The sequence below is a fragment of the Pantoea sp. UBA4549 genome (assembly GCF_002387285.1).
GTDB lineage: Bacteria > Pseudomonadota > Gammaproteobacteria > Enterobacterales > Enterobacteriaceae > Pantoea > Pantoea borealis.
In genome coordinates, this window is the sequence record NZ_DGLH01000009.1 from 268,270 (window position 1) to 293,054 (window position 24,785).

Consider the following 24,785-nt stretch of genomic DNA (forward strand, 5'->3'; position numbering starts at 1 on the left):
CAGGATAATTTAATGAAAGTCACTGTATTTGGTATCGGCTATGTCGGTCTGGTTCAGGCTGCGGTGTTGGCCGAAGTCGGACATGACGTTCTCTGCATTGATGTCGACGCAAACAAAGTCGAAAACCTGAAAAAAGGTGTGATCCCGATTTTCGAACCGGGTCTGACACCGCTGGTGATGTCCAATTATGAATCGGGCCGCCTGAAATTCAGTACTGACGCCAAAGAGGGCGTCAATCACGGTGTGATGCAATTTATTGCTGTTGGTACACCGCCTGACGAAGATGGTTCTGCCGATCTGAAATATGTGACCGCGGTAGCGCGTACCATTGCAGAACACATGAACGATCACAAAGTCGTTATCGATAAATCAACGGTGCCGGTTGGCACGGCCGATCGCGTACGCAGTGTGATGCAGGATACGCTGAAACAGCGTGGTGCCAGCGTTGCTTTTGATGTGGTTTCCAATCCGGAATTCCTCAAAGAGGGTGCGGCAGTTAATGACTGCATGCGACCAGAGCGTATTGTCGTCGGTACTGATAATGATGATGTCGTGGAACTGCTGCGCGAGCTCTATGAGCCGTTCAACCGTAACCACGATCGTATGATCCTGATGGATATCCGCAGTGCAGAGCTGACAAAATATGCGGCAAACTGCATGCTGGCGACCAAAATCAGCTTTATGAACGAGATTTCTAATCTTGCTGAGCTGCTGGGTGCCGACGTGGAGAAAGTCCGTCAGGGTATCGGTTCTGATTCCCGTATCGGCTATCACTTTATCTATCCTGGCTGCGGCTACGGCGGTTCCTGCTTCCCGAAAGATGTGCAGGCGCTGATCCGTACAGCAGAGTCTATTGGCTACCAGCCGCGCCTGCTGCAGGCGGTGGAAGAGGTCAATGACGCGCAGAAAAACAAGCTACCTGCCTTTATCAAGCGCCATTTTGGTAACGATCTGCGTGGTAAAACGTTTGCACTGTGGGGTCTGGCGTTTAAGCCAAACACCGACGATATGCGTGAAGCCTCCAGCCGTGTGCTGATGGAAGCGTTATGGGAAGCGGGCGCGTCGGTTCAGGCTTACGATCCGGAAGCGATGGAAGAAGCGCAGCGCATTTATGGTCATCGTGACGATCTGAAACTCACCGGGACTAAAGAAGCGGCGCTGCAGGGCGCTGATGGTCTGGTTATCTGTACCGAGTGGCAGAATTTCCGGGCACCTGATTTTGACGTAATTAAAAATGCGCTAAAACAACCCGTGATTTTTGATGGCCGTAACCTGTATGATCCAGAGCGTATCAGCAAACGCGGTTTCGTTTATTATGCAATCGGCCGCGGAGCGTCTATTCAAATTGCGTAATAAATGAGGGATGTATGAATTTTCTGGTTACCGGCGCAGCAGGATTTATCGGTTTTCACGTAAGCCAGCGTTTGCTCGCTGCCGGTCACCAGGTTGTCGGTATCGATAACCTGAATGACTATTATGATGTCAGCCTGAAACAGGCTCGCCTCGATCAGATTTTACCGCATCCCGCATTTACTTTTATTAAAATGGACCTGGCCGACCGCCAGGCCATTTCTTCTCTGTTTGAACAGCACGCGTTTGAGCGTGTTATCCATCTGGCCGCACAGGCGGGTGTGCGTTACTCTATTGATAACCCGCACGCTTATGCAGATGCCAACCTTATCGGTCATCTGAATATTCTGGAAGGCTGCCGTCATCATAAGATTGGCCACCTTCTGTATGCATCCTCAAGCTCTGTTTACGGGCTGAATCGCAAAATGCCGTTCTCCACCGATGACACCGTTGATCATCCGGTTTCTCTCTATGCGGCCACTAAAAAAGCCAACGAACTGATGTCGCATACTTACTCGCACCTTTATCAGCTGCCGACGACCGGACTGCGTTTCTTTACGGTTTATGGTCCATGGGGCCGGCCCGATATGGCGCTGTTTAAATTCACCCGTGCCATGCTGGCAGGTGAGGCGATCGACGTTTACAACCGCGGTGAGATGACGCGCGACTTTACCTATATAGACGATATCGCAGAGGCCATTGTTCGCCTGCAGGCGGTTGTGCCGCAGCCTGACAGCGCATGGAGCGTAGAGCAAGGTTCACCCGCCAGCAGCTCTGCGCCTTATCGGGTATATAATATTGGCAACAGTCAGCCCACGCGCCTGATGACCTATATTGAGTCGCTTGAAAAAGCGCTGGGCATTGAGGCGCAGAAAAACATGCTGCCTATGCAGCCTGGCGATGTTCTGGGCACCAGCGCAGATACGCAGCCTCTCTATGACGCTATTAATTTCCGGCCTCAGACCAGCGTAGAGCAGGGCGTCCAGCAGTTTGTCGACTGGTATCGCGATTTTTATCAGAAATAAGCCCGTAAAAAAGGAAGCCGCGGGCTTCCTTTTTTTTACCTGGCGAAACGGATACTGCAGTAAAAGTGCAGGCAGTAAAAACGAAGCACGCCGGATTTACAGCAGGAAATCGTCCAGCTGTTTACCCTCTTCAATCGCTTTTTTAATGACAGCAGGCGTGCGTCCCTGACCGGTCCATGTGCGGTTTTCACCATTTTCATCCACATAGCTGTACTTAGCGGGACGAGCAGCACGACGTGCTTTGGTTACCGTTTTATTTTCTGATAACGCGTTCAGCAGTTCATTAGGATCGATACCGTCAGCCAGCAACATTTCACGATACTGTTCCAGTTTGCGGCTGCGTTCCGCATTCTCAGCCTGAGCATGACTCTCTTCTTCACGACGCTCATTAACCACTACGTCAAGTTTTTCCAGCATCTCTTCCAGTGTTTCCAGAGAGCATTCGCGAGCCTGAGCACGCAATGTACGGATATTATTAAGGATTTTAAGTGCTTCGCTCATTGTTCTTATCTCAGAATATAAAAAAGGAGTGGTTAAGCCGTTCCATAATAGTGTCGGGAATATATAACTGCAATAGAGAAGCCTGAGTGATGACATTTATTTATTGTTTGGTTATTTCAGCAGAGTTAATTATTCATAGCTGAGCTGCATAAATTATCCACGATATGTCACGCTGCGTGATAGCTATTCCATTTTACTGAATTAATTTAACCGCTATTAGTGTTTTAACCGCAGCGCGCCGGCATTGATTTTCAGCAGCAGCAGCCTGGCTTTCTGCTGCGGTAAACCCTGCACGTTGTGAGGTGCTCTGCGACAATACATTTGTGTTAAACTGCTGCACCCTGAATTTAGTATCCCTGGAGAGACTGGTAAGTGGCTCAACTCTATTTCTATTACTCGGCGATGAATGCGGGAAAATCTACCGCACTGCTGCAATCTTCTTATAACTATCAGGAGCGCGGCATGCGTACCCTGGTCTATACCGCAGAGATAGACGATAGATTTGGTGCCGGCGTGGTCAGCTCACGAATCGGGCTCTCTTCGCCCGCCTGTCTGTATAATGACAAAACAGAACTGGCGGAGGCGATAGCAGAAGAACATGCGCGCCAGCCCGTACACTGCGTGCTGGTGGATGAAAGCCAGTTCCTGACGCGTGAGCAGGTTTATGCGCTCTCTGATGTCGCAGACAATCTTGATATTCCGGTTCTCTGCTACGGCCTGCGCACTGACTTCCGCGGTGAGCTGTTCACCGGCAGCCAGTACCTTCTTGCCTGGGCCGATAAACTGGTGGAGCTTAAAACAATTTGCCACTGCGGCCGTAAAGCCAGTATGGTGCTGCGCCTTGACGGGGAGGGCAGACCGTTTAGCGAAGGGGAGCAGGTCGTAATTGGTGGTAACGAGCGTTATATATCTGTATGCCGGAAACATTACAAGCAGGCGATTAATCTGGGCACGCGCGACGCCATATATGGTGCTAATCCGCCGCCGCTTTAATTGGCCAGCCATAAAAAAACCCGCCGCAGCGGGTTTTTTATTTTCAGCAGGTTACGCTTTCTTTACTTTTTTTTCCCGCGCGGCAGGCTGGAGTTCACAGATTTCTGCAGAAGGCACGTCCGTTTCTGAATAATCACGTCCGTAGAACGTATCCAGCATAATCTGTTTTAGCTCAGCAATTAATGGATAGCGTGGGTTGGCACCGGTGCACTGATCGTCAAAAGCATCTTCAGCCAGCTTATCAACCTTCGCCAGAAAGTCTGCTTCCTGCACACCCGCTTCGCGAATAGAGGCAGGAATACCGAGTTGCACTTTCATTTCATCCAGCCATGCAAGCAGTTTTTCAATTTTTTGCGCCGTACGGTCACCGGGCTGAGTCAGGCCGAGGTGGTCAGCAATCTCCCCATAGCGGCGCCGCGCCTGCGGCCTGTCATACTGACTAAAGGCTGTCTGTTTCGTCGGGTTATCATTGGCGTTATAGCGAATGACGTTACCAATAAGCAGGGCGTTTGCCAGCCCGTGCGGGATATGGAACTCTGAGCCAAGCTTATGGGCCATAGAGTGGCATACCCCAAGGAAAGCGTTGGCAAAAGCGATGCCGGCGATAGTGGCTGCGTTATGAACCCGTTCACGTGCGACCGGGTTTTTAGCACCATCGCGATAGCTGGCGGGCAGGTTCTCTTTGAGCAGTTTCAGTGCCTGCAGCGCCTGTCCATCGGAATACTCATTGGCAAGCACTGAGACATAGGCCTCCAGCGCATGCGTCACTGCATCAAGGCCGCCAAAGGCGCAGAGCGAGCGCGGCATATCCATCACCAGGTTGGCATCCACAATGGCCATATCCGGCGTTAATGCGTAATCTGCCAGCGGATATTTTTGCCCGGTGGCGTCATCGGTGACAACGGCAAAAGGTGTAACTTCTGAACCCGTGCCTGACGTTGTGGTAATGGCGACCATGCGGGCTTTCACGCCCATTTTCGGGAAGGTATAAATACGCTTGCGGATATCCATGAAACGCAGCGCCAGCTCTTCAAAATGTGTTTCCGGATGCTCATACATCACCCACATGATTTTTGCCGCATCCATCGGCGAGCCGCCGCCCAGCGCAATAATCACGTCGGGCCGGAAACTGTGCATCTGCTCGGCGCCCTTGCGGACAATGCTCAGGGTCGGGTCAGCTTCCACCTCAAAGAATATCTCAGTTTCGATACCCTGTGACTTCAGCACCCGTGTAACCTGATCGGCATAGCCGTTATTAAACAAAAAGCGATCGGTAACGATAAACGCACGTTTAGCACCCTCAGCCGCCACCTCTTCCAGCGCAATCGGAAGGGAGCCGCGGCGAAAGTAAATAGACTTCGGTAACTTATGCCACAACATATTTTCTGCTCGCTTAGCCACAGTTTTTTTATTGATCAGATGTTTGGGGCCGACGTTTTCAGAGATAGAGTTGCCTCCCCAGGAGCCGCAGCCCAGCGTCAGAGAAGGCGCCAGTTTAAAGTTATACAGGTCGCCGATGCCGCCCTGCGAGGCCGGGGTGTTGATCAAAATGCGGGCGGTCTTCATCTTGTCGCCAAAATAGTGGATCCGCCCGGACTCATTATCCTGATCGGTGTAGAGGCAGGAGGTATGGCCAATGCCGCCCATAGCGACCAGTTTCTCAGCTTTTTCTACCGCATCCGTAAAATCTTTTGCACGATACATCGCCAGCGTTGGTGAGAGCTTTTCATGCGCAAAAGGTTCCGATTCATCAACGGCTGAAACCTCACCGATTAAAATTTTGGTACTCTGCGGGACGCTGATGCCGGCAAGCGCAGCAATGTTGCAGGCGGGCTGTCCCACAATTGCCGCGTTCAGCGCGCCATTTTTCAGCAGGATGCTCTGTACTGCACTCAGTTCATGACCCTGCAGCAGATAGCCGCCGTGGCTGGCAAAGCGTTCACGGACCGCGTCATAGACCGCATCAACAATAATGACCGACTGTTCAGAGGCACAAATAACGCCGTTATCAAACGTTTTCGACATCAAAATTGAGGCGACCGCCCGTTTAATATCGGCCGTTTCGTCAATGACCACCGGCGTATTGCCAGCGCCAACGCCGATAGCCGGTTTACCCGAGCTGTAAGCCGCTTTAACCATCCCCGGGCCGCCTGTCGCCAGAATCAGATTAATATCCGGATGATGCATCAGCTGGTTAGAAAGCTCGACCGAAGGCGCGTCGATCCAGCCGATAATATCCCGGGGGGCACCTGCCGCGACAGCCGCCTGCAGCACAATATCGGCGGCTTTATTGGTGGCATCTTTTGCGCGCGGATGCGGAGAAAAGATAATGCCGTTACGGGTTTTCAGGCTGATAAGCGCCTTGAAAATAGCGGTGGAGGTTGGGTTGGTAGTAGGGACTATACCGCAGATAAGGCCAATGGGTTCGGCAATGGTAATGGTGCCAAAGGTGTCATCGCTTGCCAGCACGCCACAGGTTTTCTCATCCTTGTAAGCGTTGTAGATATATTCTGAAGCAAAATGATTTTTGATTACTTTATCTTCAACGATACCCATGCCCGATTCCGCTACCGCCATTTTGGCTAGCGGAATGCGGGCATCTGCCGCCGCCAGCGCCGCGGCGCGAAAGATTGCATCAACCTGTTCCTGATTAAAACTGGCAAATTCACGCTGCGCGCGTTTTACGCGTTCAACCAGTGCATTGAGTTCGGCAACATTGGTTACGGCCATAATACTCTCCTGAGGAAGTTAAACTTTTTTAGTAAACAGGCCAGCGCAGAGAAAGAAATCAGCTAAGGTTTGACTGTGGCTGGCCTGGCTGTTTAGTAAAAAGGTCTGACGTGAATAATTTACTGCCCCCAGCGTAGCGCTGCTGGAAGGGCATAATCATGATGCAGATCAAGGGATGCTGCAGGGGAATAGTGGCCAGCTAGATCGTTTACCACTAAAGGTAGCGTTTTTTAGACGCTGCCGTTCTGCAGGCCTAATCAGACACAGACAGATTTTTATGCCATAGCTGTAGCGGACATATAGCAGATATTTCTGCCATTACGGCTGTTTTTCAGCAGACATATGCACTACATTAAGCGCGTTTTTTTGACTTTTTCAGGAGCCTGTTGTGACCCCCGTGCTACTCGATCTCTCCGGCTACATAAAATTTTTTGTTGGCCTGTTTGCGCTGGTGAATCCGGTAGGCATTATTCCGGTTTTCATCAGCATGACCAGCTATCAGGCGGCGGCTGAACGCAATAAAACCAACCTTACAGCTAACCTTGCAGTCGCTATTATTCTCTGGACGTCACTGTTTCTTGGGGATGGCATCCTGCATCTTTTTGGTATTTCAATCGACTCATTCCGTATTGCAGGCGGCATACTGGTTGTCACCATTGCCATGTCTATGATCAGCGGCAAGCTGGGCGAAGATAAGCAAAACAAGCAGGAAAAATCAGAAACGGCTATTCGTGAAAGTATTGGTGTAGTGCCGCTGGCGCTGCCACTTATGGCAGGACCGGGCGCGATCAGTTCCACGATAGTCTGGAGCTCACGCTATCATAGCTGGCTTAATTTGCTGGGTTTTACGGTGGCTATTGCAGTATTCGCCTTTTGCTGCTGGCTGTTGTTCAGAGCGGCGCCATTAATGGTGCGGGTATTAGGTCAGACCGGCATTAACGTTATTACCCGTATTATGGGCTTATTATTGATGGCATTGGGTATTGAATTTGTCGTTACCGGTATTAAAGCTATTTTTCCGGGTTTACTAAATTAATTCAGACTTGATTTTAGCCAAAAAAGATCTTTATGAACCAAAAGGGTGCATCACGTGGTGCGGGTGCACTCTTTTGGTGAAATTATTTGCCATTCTACTTTTACGGTATTTTTTATCACTTTCGCTACTTCTCTCCCTCCTTCCGCGTAATGTCCGCTTTTTATTGTGATAATTGTCACAGGTTTACCTGCTGCTAAATGGTTTTTTAATGTGATTAGCTGTGCCTGATCTGGCAGAGAGTCGCTGAATATCCCGCCCTGAAGTAAAAACACCCTATATTTGCTTAGAAGCGTGTTGATATTTAATAAGTGAGTGCATAATCGCCAGAAATGCATTTATTTTCTTATTTTTCAGTTTCTTAACTAATATTTAGCGGTAAAAATTAACGCTTTCAACGTTATCCCGGACGTGATAAAAGAGAAATGGTTAACATTTTTCTGCATTGGCTTTGGCGCAATGGGATAGCTTCTGATAATTTCTGGCACTCTCTGGATTTTTATCGCTCTTTCAGCAGATGTGTACGCTTTTTGCTTATTAACACGCTGGTGAAGCCGCGGGCCGCAGTTATACCGGTAGAAAATTTCAGGAGCCGGGCGCTGTACTTATTCACTATCAAAAATATTGTGTGAGTCGCCAGCAGACATCTGCGCCCGCTGGCGGCTTATCGAGGTAACCCGGAAGGGTGCAGGGGTCTGCGTCCGACAGAGACGACGATCGCCCGGTTAACGGGATAAGTCAGGCGATATAGCGCACTGACGACAATAATAAAACTGGAGCATAACAATGAACAACATCACGAAAAAAAATCTGATTGCTGCCGGCGTTCTGGCGGCAATTTCCTCTCTGGCAGGGAATGCCGCGCTGGCTGCAACGGTACCGGCTGGCGTTGAGCTTGCCGCTAAACAGGAGCTGGTACGCGGTAACGGTGACGAAGTGCAGTCGCTCGATCCGCATAAAATTGAGGGTGTTCCGGAAGACAATATTGCCCGCGATCTCTATGAAGGCCTCATCGTCAGCGATGCCAGCGGCAAACCGGTTCCGGGCGTGGCGGAGAGCTGGGAAAACAAAGATTTTAAAGTCTGGACTTTCCACCTGCGTAAAAATGCTAAATGGTCTAACGGTGAGCCGGTCACTGCACAGGATTTCGTCTATAGCTGGCAGCGCCTGGTGGATCCGAAAACGGCATCACCTTACGCCAGCTATCCGCAGTATGGCCACATAGCTAACGTTGATGAGATTATTGCCGGTAAAAAACCGACCTCTGAACTGGGCGTAAAAGCGCTGGATGATCATACGCTGGAAGTTACACTGAGCCAGCCGGTGCCTTATTTTTATAAACTGCTGATTAATGCTGTGATGTCACCGGTCTATAAGCCTGCCATTGAGAAGTCGGGCGATCAGTGGACACAGCCGCAGAACTGGGTGGGTAACGGCGCATTTAAACTGGAGGCGCACGTTATTAACGAGCGCGTCACGCTGGTACGTAATCCGCAATACTGGGATAACGAACATACCGTACTCAACAAAGTCACTTTCCTGCCAATCAACTCGGAAGTCAGCGATGTGAACCGCTATTTTTCTGAAAATGGCAGCGATATCACCTATAACAACATGCCGATTGAGCTGTTCAAAAAGCTGCAGCGCGATAACGGCAAAGAGCTGATGGTAAAACCCTATCTCTGCACCTATTACTATGAAATCAATAACCAGAAAGCACCTTTTACCGATGCCCGCGTACGTACCGCGCTGAAGCTGGGTCTGGATCGCGACATCATGGTGAATAAGGTACTGGCACAGGGCCAGCTGCCCGCCTATAGCTATACACCGCCGGCAACCGATGGCATGGAACTGCTGCCGCCGGACTGGTTTAAATGGGATCAGAACAAGCGTAATGAAGAAGCTAAAAAACTGCTGGCGGAAGCAGGCTACACCGCAGATAAGCCGCTGACGTTTAATCTGCTGTACAACACCTCAGACCTGCATAAAAAGCTGGCTATCGCGGCTTCTTCAATCTGGAAAAAGAATCTCGGCGTTAATATTAAGCTGGAGAATCAGGAGTGGAAAACCTTCCTCGATACCCGTCATCAGGGCAACTACGACGTTTCACGTGCGGCCTGGTGTGCAGACTATAACGAACCGACTTCCTTCCTGAACACCATGCTGTCAGACAGCAGCAGTAATACCGCGCACTATAAGAGCGCTGATTTTGACAAAGTGATCCATGACGCCGTCAAAGCTGCCGATGAAAAAGCACGCGTGGCTGATTACCAGCAGGCAGAGCAGATTCTGGATAAAGACAGCGCCATTGTGCCGGTCTATTACTATGTTAACGCCCGTCTGGTTAAGCCTTATGTAGGCGGCTATACCGGTAACGATCCGCTGGATAAAACGCTGGATAAGAACCTGTACATCATCAAGCACTAATAGCACACAGGCTATCGACAGTGGCGGTGCTGCGGCGCCGCTTTTTTGACTTTGTGAAGCAACAGCCTGGCAGGTATGGCAATGTTAAAATTTATTCTGCGTCGGCTTCTGGAAGCGATTCCGACGCTCTTTATTCTGATCACCATTTCGTTCTTTATGATGCGTTTAGCACCGGGTAGTCCGTTTACCGGTGAGCGCACGCTGTCACCTGAGGTGATGGCTAACATTGAAGCCAAATATCACCTCAACGATCCCATCGGCAAACAGTACCTCAGCTATCTGGTCCAGCTGGCGCACGGCGATTTCGGGCCCTCATTCAAATATAAAGACTATTCAGTTAACTATCTGGTAGGGCATGCCTTTCCGGTCTCCGCGAAGCTGGGGCTGGCAGCCTTTTTCCTTGCAGTGATTCTGGGGGTAACCGCCGGCGTGATCGCGGCGCTAAAGCAGAACAGTTTGTGGGACTATGCCGTCATGGGGGTGGCGATGACCGGCATTGTTATCCCGAGCTTTGTCGTGGCGCCGCTGCTGGTTCTGATCTTTGCCATTACGCTGCGCTGGCTACCGGGCGGTGGCTGGAACGGCGGGCAGTGGAATTACATGCTGCTGCCGATGGTGGCGCTTTCGCTGGCTTATATCGCCAGTATCGCCCGTATCACGCGCGGTTCAATGATTGAAGTCATGCACTCAAACTTCATCCGTACGGCGCGGGCAAAAGGGTTGCCGCTGCGCCGTATCGTACTGCGTCATGCGCTGAAGCCTGCGCTATTGCCGGTGCTCTCCTATATGGGGCCAGCCTTTGTCGGCATCATCACCGGTTCAATGGTAATTGAGTCTATTTACGGCCTGCCCGGTATCGGTCAGCTGTTTGTTAACGGAGCGCTAAACCGCGACTACTCACTGGTGATGAGCCTGACGATTCTGGTTGGCGTGCTGACTATTCTGTTCAATGCGATCGTTGATGTGCTCTACGCCGTTATTGATCCAAAGATTCGCTATTAAGGGTGGAGCACGCTCATGATGTTAAGCAAAAAAAACAGTGACGTGGTGGATGCCTTCAGTGAAAAGCTGGAGGTGGAGGGGCGCAGTCTGTGGCAGGATGCACGCCGACGCTTTATTCACAACCGCGCGGCGCTGATCAGCCTGCTGGTATTGTTGCTGATTGCCCTGTTTGTAGTGTTTGCACCGATGCTGGCGCAGTTTAACTATGATGATACCGACTGGGCAATGATGTCGTCGCCGCCGGATAGTGTCTCAGGTCACTGGTTTGGTACCGACTCCTCCGGACGCGATCTGCTGGTGCGGGTGGCGATTGGCGGTCGTATTTCGCTGATGGTGGGTATCGCGTCCGCACTGATAGCGGTGCTGGTGGGCACGCTCTATGGCTCTCTGGCGGGCTATCTCGGCGGCAGGATCGACTCAGTGATGATGCGTATTCTGGAAATCCTCAACTCCTTTCCGTTTATGTTTTTTGTGATCCTGCTGGTGACCTTTTTCGGCCGCAATATTCTGCTGATTTTCGTGGCTATCGGTATGGTCTCCTGGCTCGACATGGCGCGTATTGTGCGGGGTCAGACGCTGGGGCTAAAACGTAAAGAGTTTATCGAGGCGGCTCAGGTAGGGGGCGTCTCCACGGCCAGTATTGTGCTGCGCCACATTGTACCCAACGTGCTGGGCGTGGTGGTGGTCTATGCCTCACTGCTGGTACCCAGCATGATTCTGTTTGAATCCTTCCTGAGTTTCCTGGGACTGGGTACGCAGGAGCCGCTCAGTAGCTGGGGCGCGCTGCTGAGTGACGGAGCAAACTCTATGGAAGTCTCTCCGTGGCTGCTGATGTTCCCGGCCGGCTTTCTGGTCGTCACGCTGTTCTGTTTTAATTTTATCGGCGATGGCCTGCGTGATGCCCTCGATCCGAAAGATCGCTAAGGAGTTTCCCGATGAGTTTTGAAACCACAACGCCAGCGCGTGCTGTGCCGGCGGGAAGCCCGGAACTGCTGCTGAATGTGCAGGATCTGCGCGTAACCTTCACAACGCATGACGGCGACGTTACCGCCGTAAACGATCTCAACTTCTCTCTGCGTGCCGGGGAAACCCTTGGCATTGTAGGCGAGTCAGGCTCCGGCAAATCGCAGACGGCGTTTGCCCTGATGGGGCTGCTGGCAAAGAATGGCCGCATTGGCGGATCGGCACGGTTTAACGGACAGGAGATCCTGAATCTGCCCGAGGGCAAGCTGAATAAGCTGCGCGCGGAGCAGATTGCCATGATCTTTCAGGACCCCATGACCTCTCTGAATCCCTATATGCGGGTAGGGGAGCAGCTGATGGAAGTTCTCCAGCTGCATAAGGGCATGAACAAGGCGCAGGCGTTTGAAGAGTCGGTACGTATGCTTGATGCGGTGAAGATGCCGGAAGCACGAAAGCGCATGAAGATGTATCCGCACGAATTTTCAGGCGGTATGCGCCAGCGTGTGATGATCGCCATGGCGCTGATGTGTCGTCCGAAGCTGCTGATTGCCGATGAGCCCACCACCGCGCTGGATGTGACGGTCCAGGCGCAGATCATGACGCTGCTTAATGAACTGAAGCGCGAATTCAACACCGCTATCATTATGATCACGCACGATCTTGGCGTGGTGGCCGGGATCTGCGACAAAGTGCTGGTGATGTATGCCGGACGGACCATGGAGTATGGCCGCGCCCGCGATGTGTTTTATCAGCCGGCACATCCATACTCTATCGGCCTGCTGAATGCGGTACCGCGGCTTGATGCAGAGGGCGAGTCACTGACGACCATTCCCGGTAATCCGCCTAACCTGCTGCGGTTGCCGCAGGGCTGTCCGTTCCAGCCACGCTGCGCCTGGGCAATGGAGGTATGCGCCGCGCCACCGCCGCTGGAGCCTTTTGCCGACGGACGCCTGCGTGCCTGCTTCAAACCGGTGGAGGAGCTGGTATGAGCACCGTTGCGGAAGAGAAAAAAGTGCTGCTGGAGATAGCCGATCTCAAAGTGCATTTTGAAATTAAAGATGGCAAACAGTGGTTCTGGCAGCCGCCTAAAACGCTGAAAGCGGTAGATGGCGTCAGCCTGCGGCTGTATGAGGGCGAAACGCTGGGCGTAGTAGGCGAGTCAGGCTGCGGTAAATCGACGCTGGCGCGCGCTATTATCGGGCTGGTAAAAGCCACCGAAGGGCGCGTCGCCTGGCTGGGACGCGATCTGCTGGGGCAGAGTGCGGAAGAGTGGCGTCAGGCGCGCAGTGATATTCAGATGATTTTCCAGGACCCGCTGGCGTCACTGAACCCGCGTATGACTATCGGCGATATCATTGCTGAACCGCTGCGCACCTATTATCCAAAGATGCCGCGTCAGGAAGTCAAAGATAAAGTCAAAGCGATGATGATGAAAGTCGGCCTGCTGCCGAATCTTATCAACCGCTATCCGCATGAGTTTTCAGGTGGCCAGTGTCAGCGTATCGGCATCGCGCGCGCACTGATCCTGGAGCCGAAGCTGATTATCTGTGATGAGCCGGTCTCGGCGCTGGATGTCTCTATCCAGGCGCAGGTGGTGAATCTGCTGCAGAAACTGCAGCGCGAGATGGGGCTGTCGCTGATCTTCATTGCGCACGATCTGGCGGTGGTGAAACATATCTCCGATCGCGTGCTGGTGATGTATCTGGGCCACGCCGTTGAGCTGGGCACCTATGATGCGGTGTACAACAATCCGCAGCATCCCTATACCCGGGCGCTGATGTCAGCGGTACCGATTCCCGATCCGGATCTGGAGAAAAATAAGCAGATCCAGCTACTGGACGGGGAGTTGCCTTCGCCGATCAATCCGCCTTCAGGCTGCGTGTTTCGTACCCGCTGTCCGATTGCCGGACCGGAATGTGCCAAAACCCGACCGCTGCTGGAGGGCAGTTTCCGCCATGCGGTATCCTGCCTGAAAGTGGATCCGCTTTGACACCCGTGAGCAGGCGGTAAACAGCAAAACGCCGGGCAAAAGCCCGGCGTTTTTATGTCTGACTTATTCGCGCCAGAGAATATGGCAGAGCTTATGATCTTTCTCACGGCACAGCAGCACGCGTGCAAATACATCCGTGACAGGCTCGCCGTCAGCTTCACCCAGACCAATCACAACTTCAGAGAAAAAGTCGGGGTTTAAATCAAAATCAACGTGTTCCTGCCAGTCTTCAGAGGGATCAAACAGCTCTGCGCCGCCACGCTCTTCAAACTGCAGGTTAAACAGAATAATATCAGCCGGATCGAGGTTATCGCCTGCCAGCTCAAGAAAAATATCGTAGGCCTGCTCCAGCGTTTCATCATCGGTCAGGCGGTTGTCTAAATCCATGGTCATGTGCTTATCCTGCGGCGGTAATCTTTCCGCTCGTTTTACAGTAATGGACTAAAGAAGTAAAACAGTCGTTCAACGATGCGCTGCCACCAGGCACGTTTCGCCCAGCGCGCATTATCCAGCAGGCGCGATCGCGCAATATAGTCATCCTGCACGGTAGCGAGATCGCTGCCAAAGCCGTCATCATCCACCACCAGGGTGATCTCAAAGTTGAGCCAGAGGCTGCGCATATCCAGGTTCACCGTGCCCACCAGGCTGAGCTGTCCATCAACCAGCACGCTTTTGGTATGCAGCAGGCCATCTTCAAACTGATAGATTTTGACGCCTGCTTCAAGCAGTTCCGTAAAGAACGCGCGGCTGGCCCAGCCAACCAGCAGCGAATCGTTGTGACGCGGCACGATAATGCTGACCTCAACGCCACGCAGCGCAGCCGTGCAGATAGCGTGCAGCAGATCGTCGCTGGGAACAAAATAGGGCGTGGTCATGATCAGCTGCTCACGCGCGGAATAGACCGCGGTCAGCAGCGCCTGGTGGATCATATCTTCGGGAAAACCCGGTCCGGAAGCGATAACCTGAATAGTGTGGCCGCTCTCCTGCTCAAACGGCATGATATTACCGTCCGGGGCCGGTGGCAGAATACGCTTGCCGGTCTCAATTTCCCAGTCGCAGGCGTAAACGATCCCCATTGTGGTAGCAACCGGGCCTTCCATACGCGCCATCAGGTCGATCCACTGCCCGACACCGGCATCCTGTTTAAAGAATCGCGGATCGACAAGGTTCATGCTGCCGGTATAAGCAATGTAATTGTCGATGAGCACGACTTTGCGATGCTGACGCAGATCCATACGCCGCAGAAAGACACGCAGCAGGCTGACCTGCAGCGCCTCAACGACATCGATCCCGGCGTTGCGCATCATATTTGCCCACGGACTGCGGAAAAAAGCAACGCTGCCGGCTGAATCGAGCATCAGACGGCAGTGTACACCCCGGCGAGAGGCCGCCATCAGCGACTCCGCCACATCGTCAGCCAGGCCGCCCGGCTGCCAGATGTAGAACACCATTTCGATATTATGCCGCGCCAGCTGAATATCACGGATCAGCGCCTGCATCACTTCATCGCTGCTGGTCAGCAGCTGCAGCTGATTGCCTTTGACGCCCGCGATCCCCTGACGATGACGGCAGAGGTCAAACAGCGAACGTGCAACGTCGCTGTGTTCTGTGGCAAAGATATGCCGGCACTGTCTCAGGTCGGTGAGCCATTTAGCCGTGGAGGGCCACATGGTACGGGCGCGCTCAGCCCGGCGCTTGCCAAGATGCAGCTCGCCAAACGAGAGATAGGCGATAATACCGACCAGCGGCAGGATATAGATGATAAGCAGCCAGGCCATTGCTGAGGTCACTGCGCGACGTTTCATCAGAATACGCAGCGTTACACCCGCAATCAGCAGCCAGTAGCCAAACAGCAGTAACCAACTGATCAGGGTATAAAAGGTGGTCATTGAGTGGACATCCTGTTCGCGCATTTATAGGCAAAGTTTACGTGTTGATGCGCTGCAGCGAAACCTTAATCTGTTGCGGGGGTTATCGATAAAGGTTTCGAATTGGCATTTCTGTGCAGATCACTATAATGCGTGCCGAAATATGCCGGACTGAGAGAGTGTCATGAGACGAAGCAGAAATGAAGTGGCCCGCTGGAGAATGTTGCGTCAGGTGCATCGCCGCCGTGCACGCTGGCTGGAGGGGCAGTCGCGTCGCTATAAGCGCATTCATGCTATTCGTCACCAGGTCGCGCAGCAGCAGCGTCGTTCAATTCTGTTTATTACACAGAATCTGTAAAGCTGACGCGGCTACGTATATTAATGGCCGCGCAGCACTAACGTGATGTTAACGAGCTGGGCTGCTGCTGCCAGTACTATCAGCATGACAATCTGCTGGCGCGCCTGAAGCCAGCCCTGCTGGCGCCAGATCCAGAGCGCACGGCCGGTAAGCAGCAGCGCAACCAGCAGCAGCAGCAGTGACAACATCACTGATTAAAACACCCGCTTAAATGGCTTAACGGTGACTTTCTCGTAAACGCCGGCGGCGATATACGGATCGTCCTGAGCCCAGGATTGCGCCGCCTCCAGCGAATCAAACTCCGCGACAATGGCCGAGCCGCTAAAGCCGGCGGGGCCTGGATCATTGCTGTCGACCACCGGTAGCGGCCCTGCAACAATCAGTCGTCCCTCATCCTGCAGCAGCTGCAGACGAGCAAGGTGCGCAGGGCGCACGCTATTGCGTTTTTCCAGTGAATCTGCGGTATCTTCCGCGTAGATGAGGTAAAGCACGTTGGGATACTCCCGTTAGACTGGCCGAAATTGCGAGACACGTTAAGGCATCCCCCGGCAGAGTGCAAACGAAACCTCAGGGCAATCGGCGCCAGCGCAAGCGGGGTTAAAAAAAACAGGGAAACAGGGCACTTTTACGCTGCTTATTGAAACTGATTGCTATTTGCATTTAAACTCATCTTCTCACTCAATGACCACAGCTGCTATGACGACATTGACTACGCCTTTTCCGGCCCGTACGCCTGTTTCACTGATCCTCTCCGTGGTGCTGCACGGGTCCGTTATTGCCGGCATCCTCTATGCCTCGTTGCATCAGTCACGTGAATTGCCTGCCGCGCCTCAGCCCATCGCCATCACCATGGTCGCACCTGAGGTGCAGCCGGAACCTGCGCCTGCTGTGGTAGCGCCGGCACCCCAGCCGGAGCCAGAACCCGAACCGCAGGCCGTGCCCGAGCCGCCAAAAGCGGAACCGGTGCCGATTGCAAAACCGGAGCCAAAGCCAAAACCCAGGCCGAAACCAAAACCAAAACCGAAGACAGAGAAAAAACCGGATCCGGCACCCCGTAAGCCGGCTCCCGACCGGGCCGATCCGTTTAAGCAGGAGCGCGCAGCGACTCAGCCCCGGCCCGCCACTGCACCAAAAGCGGCCACGGCCACGGCGCCGGTTAACGCTACCGGACCTAAAGCGCTCAGCATCAGCAAACCTGCTTATCCGGCGCGGGCGGCCGCGCTGCGTATTGAGGGCAACGTACGGGTAAAATTTGATGTCGACAGTGACGGCCGGGTCGGCAACGTCACCATTCTTTCGGCACAGCCGCGCAATATGTTCGAGCGCAGCGTGAAAGATCAGGTTAAAAAGTGGCGTTATCAGCCAGGCCAGCCAGGTCAGGGCATTACCATGAATATTGTCTTTCGTATTAACGGCGGCGCGAAGATCGAGTAGTACGGACACCAGAGCGGCCGGGAAAGCCGCTCTGGTATTTATGGCTCAGTGACTGCGGTTGGCGCGATCTGCAGGCAGCGGACGCGACTTGCCGCTGCTGTCGACCGCCACGTAAACAAACACTGCTTCGGTGGCGCAGTAAGTCTGGCCTATCGGTTCTGATGAAACCTTTTTGATCCAGACCTCAACGTTGATGGTCATAGAACTGTTGCCGGTGCGCAGGCAGTGCGCATGGCAGCTGACCACATCGCCTACCGCGACCGGCTTAAGAAAACTCATGCCGTCGACACGAACCGTGACGACGCGACCTTCAGCGATCTCTTTTGCCAGAATCGCACCGCCCATGTCCATCTGTGACATTAACCAGCCGCCAAAAATATCACCATTAGCATTGGTGTCAGCTGGCATAGCCAGCGTACGCAAAACCATCTCGCCGAGTGGCTGCTTATGTTTATCGTTCATTGCTCAGTTCTTCTGCAGGTGAAAAAAAGCCCGGCTGACCGGGCAATGGAAAGACTATTTTGATTCCTGCTGAGGCATCTGCCGCCAGATATAGAGCCCGCTCAGCAGGGTAAACAGCAGCGTCAGTCCTGTCAGGCCAAACACTTTAAAATTAACCCATACTGGCTGTGGTAACCAGAACGCAACGTAGATGTTGGCAAGGCCGCACAGCAGAAAGAACAGCGCCCAGGCAATATTGAGCCGGCGCCAGACCGTAGCGGGCAGCTGCAGCTCTTTGCCCAGCATGGTCTGGATCAGGGGCTGCTGCATAAACCACTGGCTGTAAAGCAGCGCGAGCGCGAACAGCGAATAGATCACGGTGACCTTCCACTTGATGAACTCATCATTATGAAACACCAGTGTCAGGGTACCGAACACGGCCACCAGCACAAAGGTAAACAGGGTCATCTTTTCCAGCTTGCGATAGAGCACCCAGCTCACTACCAGCGCCAGGCCGGTAGCCACTACCAGCGCGCCCGATGCAACGTAGATGTCGTAGAGTTTGTAAAAAACAAAGAAAACGACCAGGGGGAGAAAGTCGAGTAACTGCTTCATAGCGTTTCCAGTCCGGACAGTAGCCTACAGTTATGGCGCTCAGCGAAGCGCCGTAACCCTTAACGTAACAGCATATAGAGCCGATACAAATAAATAATCAAAACGGCAGAGACCAGATTACCCAGCGCGTTAAGCACCACGGAGGCAATATTGGCGGGCAGAACCGTCAGCGAAGAGAAAAAGAACATCAGAACAATTTTTGCCAGCAGCCACAGCAGAATAGCGGGTGCAATCAGGCGGAGATTTTGCCACGCCAGACGCATGCTGGTGCGCATGGCACCCATCACGCCCATTTTTTCACTGACCAGCATCACCGGCGCCAGCGACAGTAAAATAGCGAGCATGATGCCAGGAACCATCAGCACCATAAAGCCAAGCTGCACCAGCAGCGTGATCAGAAAGGTCTGCAACAGCAGTTTAGGCAGCAGCGGTGCAGCGGTGCCGATAGCACGCAGGGCACTGACGCGCTGACCACCGGAGACCAGCGGGATCAGGCAGAGCATTCCGCCGAGCAGCAGTGTGTTACCAATCAGGGCCGCCAGCGTACCCGCTGCCGAGGCGCGCAGCAGTATACGCTGCTGATCGGGCGACATATTCTGTACCAGTTCAAACAGGGAGGAAGCGCTGCTGTCACTCTGACTCAGCAGCGACAGCTGCTCCTCATCAGGCGTCAATGCATGCCCGATAATCACGGTAATGAATGAGGTCAGCAGCGCCATCAGCACTATAGTGACCAGCTGATGGCGCAGAAAATTTCCTGTGTCACGGTATAACGAGCTTGCCGTGATAGACATGTACACTCCTTGAAAAAAACCGGGTTAATTAACCCGGCGATTGTACATGCTAAGCGGGCAGGCTGGCACCCGGAATACCATAACTTTCTGTCATGTCAGGTAAAGAAGGGTGAAACAGGGCTGGTAATCCATGACGGGCGCGGGCACGGTCGCAGGCCTCATTCACTACACCATCCTCTCCTGACATCGCAAATTCACGGCAGGGAGAGGGGCGCTGCTCATAGATACCGCAGGAGACGCAGCTGCCAGGCTCGCCCTGCAGCGCAACGCAGCGCGGCGTGCGATCGTTTGTGCCGCGCATATTGCGCATCAGCAGGCTCAGTGGCTCAGTGAGATCGACTGGCACTACGCCGCCGGCATCATCGGCTTCAGCCCAGTAAAAGGAAACACGGAAATAGGCGCAGCAGGCGCCACAGGTCATACAAGGGTTGGTTATATCGCTCATCTGATCGCCCGCCACTCCTGAGGCATCGAACCAAAATCACTCGGGATCAACAAAGTAATCACGTCGCGAAACTTCAGCAACCTGTTTTTTATCTTTTTTCGCGCCGGCAAATTTGATCTGTATCAATTCATTGTTAACTAAGCATTTATTCTGCCAGCCAGTTAATGAAATCTGCGCTGAAAACCGTTACATCTGTGCCGCGAAAAAATTTAATTCAGGCAAAGGAGTGATGATGAAACTGGCAACATGCGCGCTGTTCCTGGCAATGGCTGTGCCACAGCTGGCGCTTGCTCATCAGGCGGGTGACTTTTTTATGCGCGCCGGTACGGCAACGGTCCGTCCGACTGAGGGATCTGATAATGTGCTGAACATGGGTGAGTTCAGCGTTGATAATGATACGCAGCTGGGGCTGACACTGACCTGGATGGCGACAGACCATATCGGGATTGAGCTGCTGGCGGCCACGCCGTTTCGCCATAAAGTGGGCCTCGGTCCGACCGGTAACCTGGCCACGGTACGTCAGTTGCCGCCGACGCTGATGGCGCAATACTACTTCCTCGACAGCAACAGCGCGGTGCGCCCTTATGCCGGTGTCGGTATCAACTACACCACTTTCTTTGATGCAAAGCTGAATCAGACCGCCAGAGATGCTCAGCTCAGCGATCTGAGCGTGAAAGACTCCTGGGGCATTGCCGGCCAGGTGGGGCTGGATTATCAGATTAACCGTGACTGGATGCTGAATGCGTCGCTGTGGTATATGGACATTGATACGGAAGTGAAATTCAGACATCAGGGCGTACAGCAGAACATTAATACGCGTATCGATCCGTTTGTCTTTTTCTTTGGGGCGGGCTATCGCTTCTGAAGCAGGAAAAGGGCGACCTGCGGGCCGCCCTTTCGGTATTACTTGATCTGCATGTTGTTAACAACAGACTTCACGCCTGCCACGCCGCGCGTAACGGATACGGCACGGTTAGCCATCTGTGGTGAGCTGACAAACCCGCTCAGCTGAACCTTACCTTTAAATGTCTCAACGTTGATTTCAGTGGATTTCAGCGCTTCATCATTCAGCAGCTGTGCTTTAACTTTAGTGGTAACGACGGTGTCATCGATATAGCCACCGGTGCCTTCTTTAGTTGGCGTTGGCGCACAGGCGCTCAGTGTCAGTGCCACAAATGCAGCCATAAAAATTCCCGCAACGACCTTGAACAATTTCATTTGGTTATCTCCCTGTCATAGATGGATTCACACCGTAACGCAACGGCGCATGTAAGTGTGGGTCGGCCCTGGATAATCGGCAACCCGCCGGCAGAGAAAAAGTGAAAAAAGCCGGCGCTCTGCGTAAAAGAACGAGGGGGGAAGAAAAAGAGTAAAGGATGCGGCTCCGTCAGGAAGACGGAGCCAGAACGTTTAGCGGGTAGCCGCTTTCAGCCCGCTGACAAAGGCTTTCAGCTCACGCAGCAGCGTTGCCGGATCGCGCTGATTTTTCTCAATAATACGTACAATAGCGGAACCGGAGATTGCCCCCGCTGCGCCTGCTGCAATGGCTTCACGCACCTGGTCCGGCTCAGAGATGCCGAATCCCTGCAGCGCAGGCGGCGCCTGAAACTCACGCAGTTTATCAATCAGGTGATGCAGCGGCTGACTGGCGCGATTTTCAGCACCGGTTACCCCCGCGCGCGACAGCAGGTACGTGTAACCGCGGCCATGCTGAGCCAGTTCACGCAGCAGGTCATCGCTGGCATTAGGCGGGCAGATAAAAATCGGCGCGATGTTGTGACGCAGTGCAGCCTGGCGGAAGGGGGCAGACTCTTCAATCGGCACATCAGCGACCAGCACCGAGTCGACGCCCGCGGCGGCACACTGCGCATAAAATGTATCAATGCCGCGGCTGAATACCAGGTTAGCGTACATCAGCAAACCAATGGGCAGATCGGGGTATTTTTGCCGCACCACCTGCAGCATCTCAAAGCACTGCGCAACCGTTGTGCCGGCTGCAAACGCCCGCAGCGTGGCGCTCTGAATGGTCGGGCCATCTGCCAGCGGATCGGAAAAGGGGATCCCCAGCTCAAGCGCATCAGCGCCACCTTCAACCAGCGTATCGATAATCTGCAGTGACAGCTCAGGCGTAGGATCGCCCAGCGTAACAAAAGGCACAAAGGCGCCTTCCTGACGCGCTGACAGGCGTGAAAACAGCTGATTATAACGCTCCATCATATCTCTCCCTTCGCTTTAAGCAGGTCATGAACCGTGAAAATATCTTTATCACCGCGACCGGAAAGGTTGACGACCAGCAGCTGCTCTTTTTCCGGATTTTCACGCATCATTTTCAGCGCATGCGCCAGCGCGTGAGACGATTCCAGTGCCGGAATAATACCTTCTGCCCGGCACAGCGCTTTGAATGCATCGAGCGCCTCGTCATCCGTAATAGAGACATACTCAGCGCGCCCGATGCTGTTGAGATGTGCATGCTGCGGACCCACGGACGGAAAATCGAGGCCGGCCGAAATTGAATAAGACTCTTCAATCTGGCCCTCTTCGGTCTGCATCATCGGCGCCTTCATACCGAAGTAGATGCCCACGCGGCCATGCTTCAGCGGCGCGCCGTGCTCACCGCTTTCGATGCCGTGACCAGCGGGCTCAATGCCAATCAGGCCCACGCTGCTCTCTTCAATGAAATCGGCAAACATGCCGATCGCGTTGGAACCACCGCCTACGCACGCCAGCACGGCATCGGGCAGACGGCCTTCCGCTTCGAGGATCTGCGCTTTGGTCTCTTCGCCGATCATACGCTGGAATTCGCGCACGATGGTCGGGAAGGGGTGCGGACCGGCGGCGGTTCCCAGCATATAGTGTGCGGTTTCATAGCTGCCTGACCAGTCGCGCAGCGCCTCATTACAGGCGTCTTTCAGCGTAGCTGAGCCGCTATGGACCGGGATCACTTCCGCGCCCATCAGTCGCATACGGAAAACGTTGGGTGACTGACGCTCAACGTCTTTCGCGCCCATATAGATGCGGCACTTCATGCCGAGCAGTGCGCAGGCGAGCGCGGAGGCGACACCATGCTGGCCGGCGCCGGTTTCCGCAATGATCTCATTTTTTCCCATTCGCTTTGCCAGCAGCGCCTGACCGAGTACCTGATTAGTTTTGTGCGCGCCGCCATGCAGCAGATCTTCGCGCTTCAGGTAGAGGCGGGTCTTTGTTCCCTGAGTCAGATTGCGGCACAGGGTCAGCGCCGTCGGACGACCGGCGTAATTTTTCAGCAGATCGGTAAACTCCTGCTGAAATTCAGGATCGCGCTGCGCCTCAACAAAAGCAGCTTCCAGCTGGCGCAGGGCCGGCATCAGGATTTGCGGAACGTACTGGCCGCCAAATTCACCAAAATAGGGATTCAATAACGTCGACATAATTGATCTTTCCTCAACGGCCCGCCAGGGCGGGCCGGCAACATTAGTAAGCGCGTAATGTGGTAAATACCGCGGCGATTTTGCCGGCATCTTTAATGCCAGGAGCGGATTCCACGCCGGAGTTGAAATCAAGACCGGCACAGCCAAGCTGCGCAGCCGTCACGCAGTTATCGGCGGCGAGACCGCCTGCCAGCAGTACATTGTCCAGCGACTCCCCCTGCAGCAGCGACCAGTCAAACTGCTGCCCGCTGCCGCCCTGACCATTGTCAAATACGTAGCGATCTACGTGTGGCCAGTCGCGCGCGGGCAGGCGCTCTTTAACGCTCAGCGCTTTCCAGATTTGCGTCTGTGGCGGCAGTGCCTGACGCAGTCTGGCAACGTAGTCGCGATTTTCATCGCCATGCAGCTGTACGGCTGCCAGATTCAGTTCCACCGCCAGCGTGACAACGTCACCAGCAGGCGCATTACGAAATACGCCCACATAGCGCAACGGCGCAGCGGCCATCACGCGGTGTGCCTGGGCGCTGTCGATTTTGCGCGGTGAGCCTTCAGCAAAAATCAACCCGCCATACAGCGCACCCGCTTCACTGGCCGCACGGGCCGCTTCCGGCTGCGTCAGGCCGCACACTTTATTATCACCCAGCAGCACGCGGCGTACCGCAGCTGGCAGGTCAGCCTCTTCCATCAGCGCCGAGCCGATAAGAAAACCGTTAGCAAAGCGGCTCAGCTCACGCACCTGTGCATAATTATGAATACCGGATTCGCTGATGACGGTAACACCGTGACTGAGGCGCGGTGCCAGCTCGCGGGTACGGTTGAGATCGATAGAGAGATCGCGCAGGTCGCGGTTGTTAATCCCTACCACCTGTGCGTCGAGGGCAATGGCCCGCTCCAGCTCCGCTTCATTACTGACTTCAGTCAGAATGCCCATACTGAGGCTGTGAGCCACCGCGGCGAGCTGCCGGTACTGCTCATCATCCAGCACGGAGAGCATCAGCAGGATAGCGTCCGCCTGGTAGTGACGGGCCAGATAGATCTGATAGGGGTCGATGATAAAATCTTTGCACAGCACTGGCTGAGTAACCGCCGCGCTGACAATGGGCAGAAAGGCAAAGTCACCCTGAAAATATTTTTCATCCGTCAGAACTGAAATGGCAGAGGCGTGGTGACGATAGACGGCGGCGATAGCGGCAGGATCGAAATCCGCCCGGATCACCCCTTTTGACGGCGACGCTTTTTTGCACTCCAGGATAAAAACGGTGCGGGTGCCACGCAGGGCATCATAAAAAGAGCGCGTTGCCGGCTGCAGTGCCGGGTGGAATGTCTCCAGCGGCTGCTGCTGCTGGCGTTCTGCTATCCAGAGCGCCTTATCCTGCACAATTTTTTCTAATACGGTGCCTTTAATACTC

Annotated in this window: 26 protein-coding genes; 12 read left to right on the forward strand and 14 right to left on the reverse strand. The window is 53.7% G+C overall.

All coding sequences use genetic code 11. From position 1 onward, the window contains the following. The first annotated feature begins 12 nt into the window (after positions 1–12). The gene (locus B3041_RS07995) at positions 13–1,353 is read left to right on the forward strand and encodes a UDP-glucose dehydrogenase family protein (protein ID WP_065649180.1); all 1,341 of its coding nucleotides are present in this window, start codon (positions 13–15) and stop codon (positions 1,351–1,353) included. Between the two features lie 14 nt (positions 1,354–1,367). After that, positions 1,368–2,375, forward strand: a complete 1,008-nt coding sequence (locus B3041_RS08000) for an NAD-dependent epimerase (protein ID WP_065649181.1) — start codon at positions 1,368–1,370, stop codon at positions 2,373–2,375. Positions 2,376–2,471: 96 nt separating this feature from the next. Here the strand turns inward: B3041_RS08000 and hns are convergent, their stop codons facing one another. Then, positions 2,472–2,876, reverse strand: a complete 405-nt coding sequence (gene hns / locus B3041_RS08005; protein WP_065649182.1) for a histone-like nucleoid-structuring protein H-NS — start codon at positions 2,874–2,876, stop codon at positions 2,472–2,474. A 372-nt stretch (positions 2,877–3,248) separates the two neighbouring features. Between hns and tdk the strand changes: the two genes are divergently transcribed. After that, entirely contained in the window at positions 3,249–3,869 is a 621-nt protein-coding gene (gene tdk, locus B3041_RS08010; protein WP_065649183.1) for a thymidine kinase, read from the forward strand. Between the two features lie 51 nt (positions 3,870–3,920). On the opposite strand, the gene adhE is transcribed toward tdk, so the two are convergent. Further along, positions 3,921–6,599 carry a bifunctional acetaldehyde-CoA/alcohol dehydrogenase gene (adhE, locus tag B3041_RS08015; RefSeq protein ID WP_065649184.1) on the reverse strand — a complete coding sequence of 893 codons (2,679 nt, stop codon included), beginning with the start codon at positions 6,597–6,599 and terminating at the stop codon, positions 3,921–3,923. Positions 6,600–6,987: 388 nt separating this feature from the next. Between adhE and B3041_RS08020 the strand changes: the two genes are divergently transcribed. From B3041_RS08020 to oppF, 6 genes are all read left to right on the forward strand, one after another. Next, on the forward strand, positions 6,988–7,635 hold the full coding sequence (locus B3041_RS08020) for a YchE family NAAT transporter (RefSeq protein WP_065649185.1): 648 nt from the start codon (positions 6,988–6,990) through the stop codon (positions 7,633–7,635). Positions 7,636–8,418: 783 nt separating this feature from the next. Further along, positions 8,419–10,059, forward strand: a complete 1,641-nt coding sequence (oppA, locus tag B3041_RS08025) for an oligopeptide ABC transporter substrate-binding protein OppA (protein ID WP_065649186.1) — start codon at positions 8,419–8,421, stop codon at positions 10,057–10,059. A gap of 81 nt (positions 10,060–10,140) precedes the next feature. Next, complete coding sequence (gene oppB / locus B3041_RS08030; protein WP_065649187.1) at positions 10,141–11,061, forward strand: oligopeptide ABC transporter permease OppB; 921 nt, start codon at positions 10,141–10,143, stop codon at positions 11,059–11,061. A 15-nt stretch (positions 11,062–11,076) separates the two neighbouring features. Further along, complete coding sequence (gene oppC, locus B3041_RS08035; protein WP_292971236.1) at positions 11,077–11,985, forward strand: oligopeptide ABC transporter permease OppC; 909 nt, start codon at positions 11,077–11,079, stop codon at positions 11,983–11,985. An 11-nt stretch (positions 11,986–11,996) separates the two neighbouring features. Then, positions 11,997–13,013 (forward strand): ABC transporter ATP-binding protein, encoded by a 1,017-nt coding sequence (locus tag B3041_RS08040; RefSeq protein ID WP_065649189.1) that lies wholly within the window; start codon positions 11,997–11,999, stop codon positions 13,011–13,013. After that, positions 13,010–14,014, forward strand: a complete 1,005-nt coding sequence (oppF, locus tag B3041_RS08045) for a murein tripeptide/oligopeptide ABC transporter ATP binding protein OppF (protein WP_065649190.1) — start codon at positions 13,010–13,012, stop codon at positions 14,012–14,014. The genes B3041_RS08040 and oppF overlap by 4 nt, the downstream gene beginning before the upstream one ends. A gap of 63 nt (positions 14,015–14,077) precedes the next feature. Here oppF and B3041_RS08050 read toward each other — a convergent pair whose 3' ends face one another. After that, positions 14,078–14,407, reverse strand: a complete 330-nt coding sequence (locus tag B3041_RS08050) for an HI1450 family dsDNA-mimic protein (RefSeq protein WP_206099896.1) — start codon at positions 14,405–14,407, stop codon at positions 14,078–14,080. 35 nt (positions 14,408–14,442) lie between these two features. Beyond that, on the reverse strand, positions 14,443–15,903 hold the full coding sequence (gene cls / locus B3041_RS08055; protein WP_039384637.1) for a cardiolipin synthase: 1,461 nt from the start codon (positions 15,901–15,903) through the stop codon (positions 14,443–14,445). Positions 15,904–16,066: 163 nt separating this feature from the next. On the opposite strand from cls, the gene B3041_RS08060 reads away from it, so the two are divergent. Beyond that, positions 16,067–16,240: a YciY family protein gene (locus B3041_RS08060; RefSeq protein WP_139074186.1), complete on the forward strand. Its 174-nt coding sequence runs from the start codon at positions 16,067–16,069 to the stop codon at positions 16,238–16,240. 20 nt (positions 16,241–16,260) lie between these two features. Here the strand turns inward: B3041_RS08060 and B3041_RS08065 are convergent, their stop codons facing one another. Next, positions 16,261–16,431 (reverse strand): hypothetical protein, encoded by a 171-nt coding sequence (locus tag B3041_RS08065; RefSeq protein WP_167350663.1) that lies wholly within the window; start codon positions 16,429–16,431, stop codon positions 16,261–16,263. Between the two features lie 3 nt (positions 16,432–16,434). Next, complete coding sequence (locus tag B3041_RS08070; RefSeq protein ID WP_039384635.1) at positions 16,435–16,731, reverse strand: YciI family protein; 297 nt, start codon at positions 16,729–16,731, stop codon at positions 16,435–16,437. 205 nt (positions 16,732–16,936) lie between these two features. Between B3041_RS08070 and B3041_RS08075 the strand changes: the two genes are divergently transcribed. Beyond that, on the forward strand, positions 16,937–17,674 hold the full coding sequence (locus B3041_RS08075) for an energy transducer TonB (RefSeq protein ID WP_292971249.1): 738 nt from the start codon (positions 16,937–16,939) through the stop codon (positions 17,672–17,674). 45 nt (positions 17,675–17,719) lie between these two features. Here the strand turns inward: B3041_RS08075 and yciA are convergent, their stop codons facing one another. The 4 genes from yciA to B3041_RS08095 are packed head-to-tail and all read right to left on the reverse strand — an operon-like array spanning position 17,720 to position 19,969. Then, positions 17,720–18,136, reverse strand: a complete 417-nt coding sequence (yciA, locus tag B3041_RS08080) for an acyl-CoA thioester hydrolase YciA (protein WP_065649192.1) — start codon at positions 18,134–18,136, stop codon at positions 17,720–17,722. A 54-nt stretch (positions 18,137–18,190) separates the two neighbouring features. After that, positions 18,191–18,730: a septation protein A gene (locus B3041_RS08085; RefSeq protein WP_039384629.1), complete on the reverse strand. Its 540-nt coding sequence runs from the start codon at positions 18,728–18,730 to the stop codon at positions 18,191–18,193. Between the two features lie 59 nt (positions 18,731–18,789). Further along, positions 18,790–19,524: a YciC family protein gene (locus B3041_RS08090; RefSeq protein ID WP_292971255.1), complete on the reverse strand. Its 735-nt coding sequence runs from the start codon at positions 19,522–19,524 to the stop codon at positions 18,790–18,792. A gap of 49 nt (positions 19,525–19,573) precedes the next feature. Further along, positions 19,574–19,969 (reverse strand): YkgJ family cysteine cluster protein, encoded by a 396-nt coding sequence (locus tag B3041_RS08095; protein ID WP_292971258.1) that lies wholly within the window; start codon positions 19,967–19,969, stop codon positions 19,574–19,576. A 232-nt stretch (positions 19,970–20,201) separates the two neighbouring features. Between B3041_RS08095 and ompW the strand changes: the two genes are divergently transcribed. After that, positions 20,202–20,834 (forward strand): outer membrane protein OmpW, encoded by a 633-nt coding sequence (gene ompW / locus B3041_RS08100; protein WP_065649254.1) that lies wholly within the window; start codon positions 20,202–20,204, stop codon positions 20,832–20,834. 38 nt (positions 20,835–20,872) lie between these two features. Here the strand turns inward: ompW and B3041_RS08105 are convergent, their stop codons facing one another. The 4 genes from B3041_RS08105 to trpCF form a co-directional block, all read right to left on the reverse strand. Beyond that, the gene (locus tag B3041_RS08105; RefSeq protein ID WP_065649255.1) at positions 20,873–21,187 is read right to left on the reverse strand and encodes a BON domain-containing protein; all 315 of its coding nucleotides are present in this window, start codon (positions 21,185–21,187) and stop codon (positions 20,873–20,875) included. A 192-nt stretch (positions 21,188–21,379) separates the two neighbouring features. After that, complete coding sequence (trpA, locus tag B3041_RS08110; RefSeq protein WP_065650465.1) at positions 21,380–22,183, reverse strand: tryptophan synthase subunit alpha; 804 nt, start codon at positions 22,181–22,183, stop codon at positions 21,380–21,382. Then, positions 22,183–23,376: a tryptophan synthase subunit beta gene (gene trpB, locus B3041_RS08115; RefSeq protein ID WP_065649256.1), complete on the reverse strand. Its 1,194-nt coding sequence runs from the start codon at positions 23,374–23,376 to the stop codon at positions 22,183–22,185. The genes trpA and trpB overlap by 1 nt, the downstream gene beginning before the upstream one ends. A 43-nt stretch (positions 23,377–23,419) precedes the next feature. Continuing rightward, positions 23,420–24,781 (reverse strand): bifunctional indole-3-glycerol-phosphate synthase TrpC/phosphoribosylanthranilate isomerase TrpF, encoded by a 1,362-nt coding sequence (gene trpCF, locus B3041_RS08120; RefSeq protein WP_292972411.1) that lies wholly within the window; start codon positions 24,779–24,781, stop codon positions 23,420–23,422. Between the last annotated feature and the right edge of the window lie 4 nt (positions 24,782–24,785).

Excerpts from the sequence above, each read along its gene's own strand:
- cls (WP_039384637.1), bottom strand. The coding sequence starts at position 15,903 with ATGACCACCTTTTATACCCTGATCAGTTGGTTACTGCTGTTTGGCTAC.
- B3041_RS08105 (WP_065649255.1), bottom strand. The coding sequence starts at position 21,187 with ATGAAATTGTTCAAGGTCGTTGCGGGAATTTTTATGGCTGCATTTGTG.
- oppB (WP_065649187.1), top strand. The coding sequence starts at position 10,141 with ATGTTAAAATTTATTCTGCGTCGGCTTCTGGAAGCGATTCCGACGCTC.
- B3041_RS08095 (WP_292971258.1), bottom strand. The coding sequence starts at position 19,969 with ATGAGCGATATAACCAACCCTTGTATGACCTGTGGCGCCTGCTGCGCC.
- trpA (WP_065650465.1), bottom strand. The coding sequence starts at position 22,183 with ATGGAGCGTTATAATCAGCTGTTTTCACGCCTGTCAGCGCGTCAGGAA.
- oppF (WP_065649190.1), top strand. The coding sequence starts at position 13,010 with ATGAGCACCGTTGCGGAAGAGAAAAAAGTGCTGCTGGAGATAGCCGAT.
- yciA (WP_065649192.1), bottom strand. The coding sequence starts at position 18,136 with ATGAACGATAAACATAAGCAGCCACTCGGCGAGATGGTTTTGCGTACG.
- B3041_RS08050 (WP_206099896.1), bottom strand. The coding sequence starts at position 14,407 with ATGACCATGGATTTAGACAACCGCCTGACCGATGATGAAACGCTGGAG.
- B3041_RS08085 (WP_039384629.1), bottom strand. The coding sequence starts at position 18,730 with ATGAAGCAGTTACTCGACTTTCTCCCCCTGGTCGTTTTCTTTGTTTTT.
- oppA (WP_065649186.1), top strand. The coding sequence starts at position 8,419 with ATGAACAACATCACGAAAAAAAATCTGATTGCTGCCGGCGTTCTGGCG.
- hns (WP_065649182.1), bottom strand. The coding sequence starts at position 2,876 with ATGAGCGAAGCACTTAAAATCCTTAATAATATCCGTACATTGCGTGCT.
- B3041_RS08000 (WP_065649181.1), top strand. The coding sequence starts at position 1,368 with ATGAATTTTCTGGTTACCGGCGCAGCAGGATTTATCGGTTTTCACGTA.
- oppC (WP_292971236.1), top strand. The coding sequence starts at position 11,077 with ATGATGTTAAGCAAAAAAAACAGTGACGTGGTGGATGCCTTCAGTGAA.
- adhE (WP_065649184.1), bottom strand. The coding sequence starts at position 6,599 with ATGGCCGTAACCAATGTTGCCGAACTCAATGCACTGGTTGAACGCGTA.
- trpB (WP_065649256.1), bottom strand. The coding sequence starts at position 23,376 with ATGTCGACGTTATTGAATCCCTATTTTGGTGAATTTGGCGGCCAGTAC.
- ompW (WP_065649254.1), top strand. The coding sequence starts at position 20,202 with ATGAAACTGGCAACATGCGCGCTGTTCCTGGCAATGGCTGTGCCACAG.
- B3041_RS08090 (WP_292971255.1), bottom strand. The coding sequence starts at position 19,524 with ATGTCTATCACGGCAAGCTCGTTATACCGTGACACAGGAAATTTTCTG.
- B3041_RS08075 (WP_292971249.1), top strand. The coding sequence starts at position 16,937 with ATGACGACATTGACTACGCCTTTTCCGGCCCGTACGCCTGTTTCACTG.
- B3041_RS08040 (WP_065649189.1), top strand. The coding sequence starts at position 11,997 with ATGAGTTTTGAAACCACAACGCCAGCGCGTGCTGTGCCGGCGGGAAGC.
- B3041_RS07995 (WP_065649180.1), top strand. The coding sequence starts at position 13 with ATGAAAGTCACTGTATTTGGTATCGGCTATGTCGGTCTGGTTCAGGCT.
- B3041_RS08060 (WP_139074186.1), top strand. The coding sequence starts at position 16,067 with ATGAGACGAAGCAGAAATGAAGTGGCCCGCTGGAGAATGTTGCGTCAG.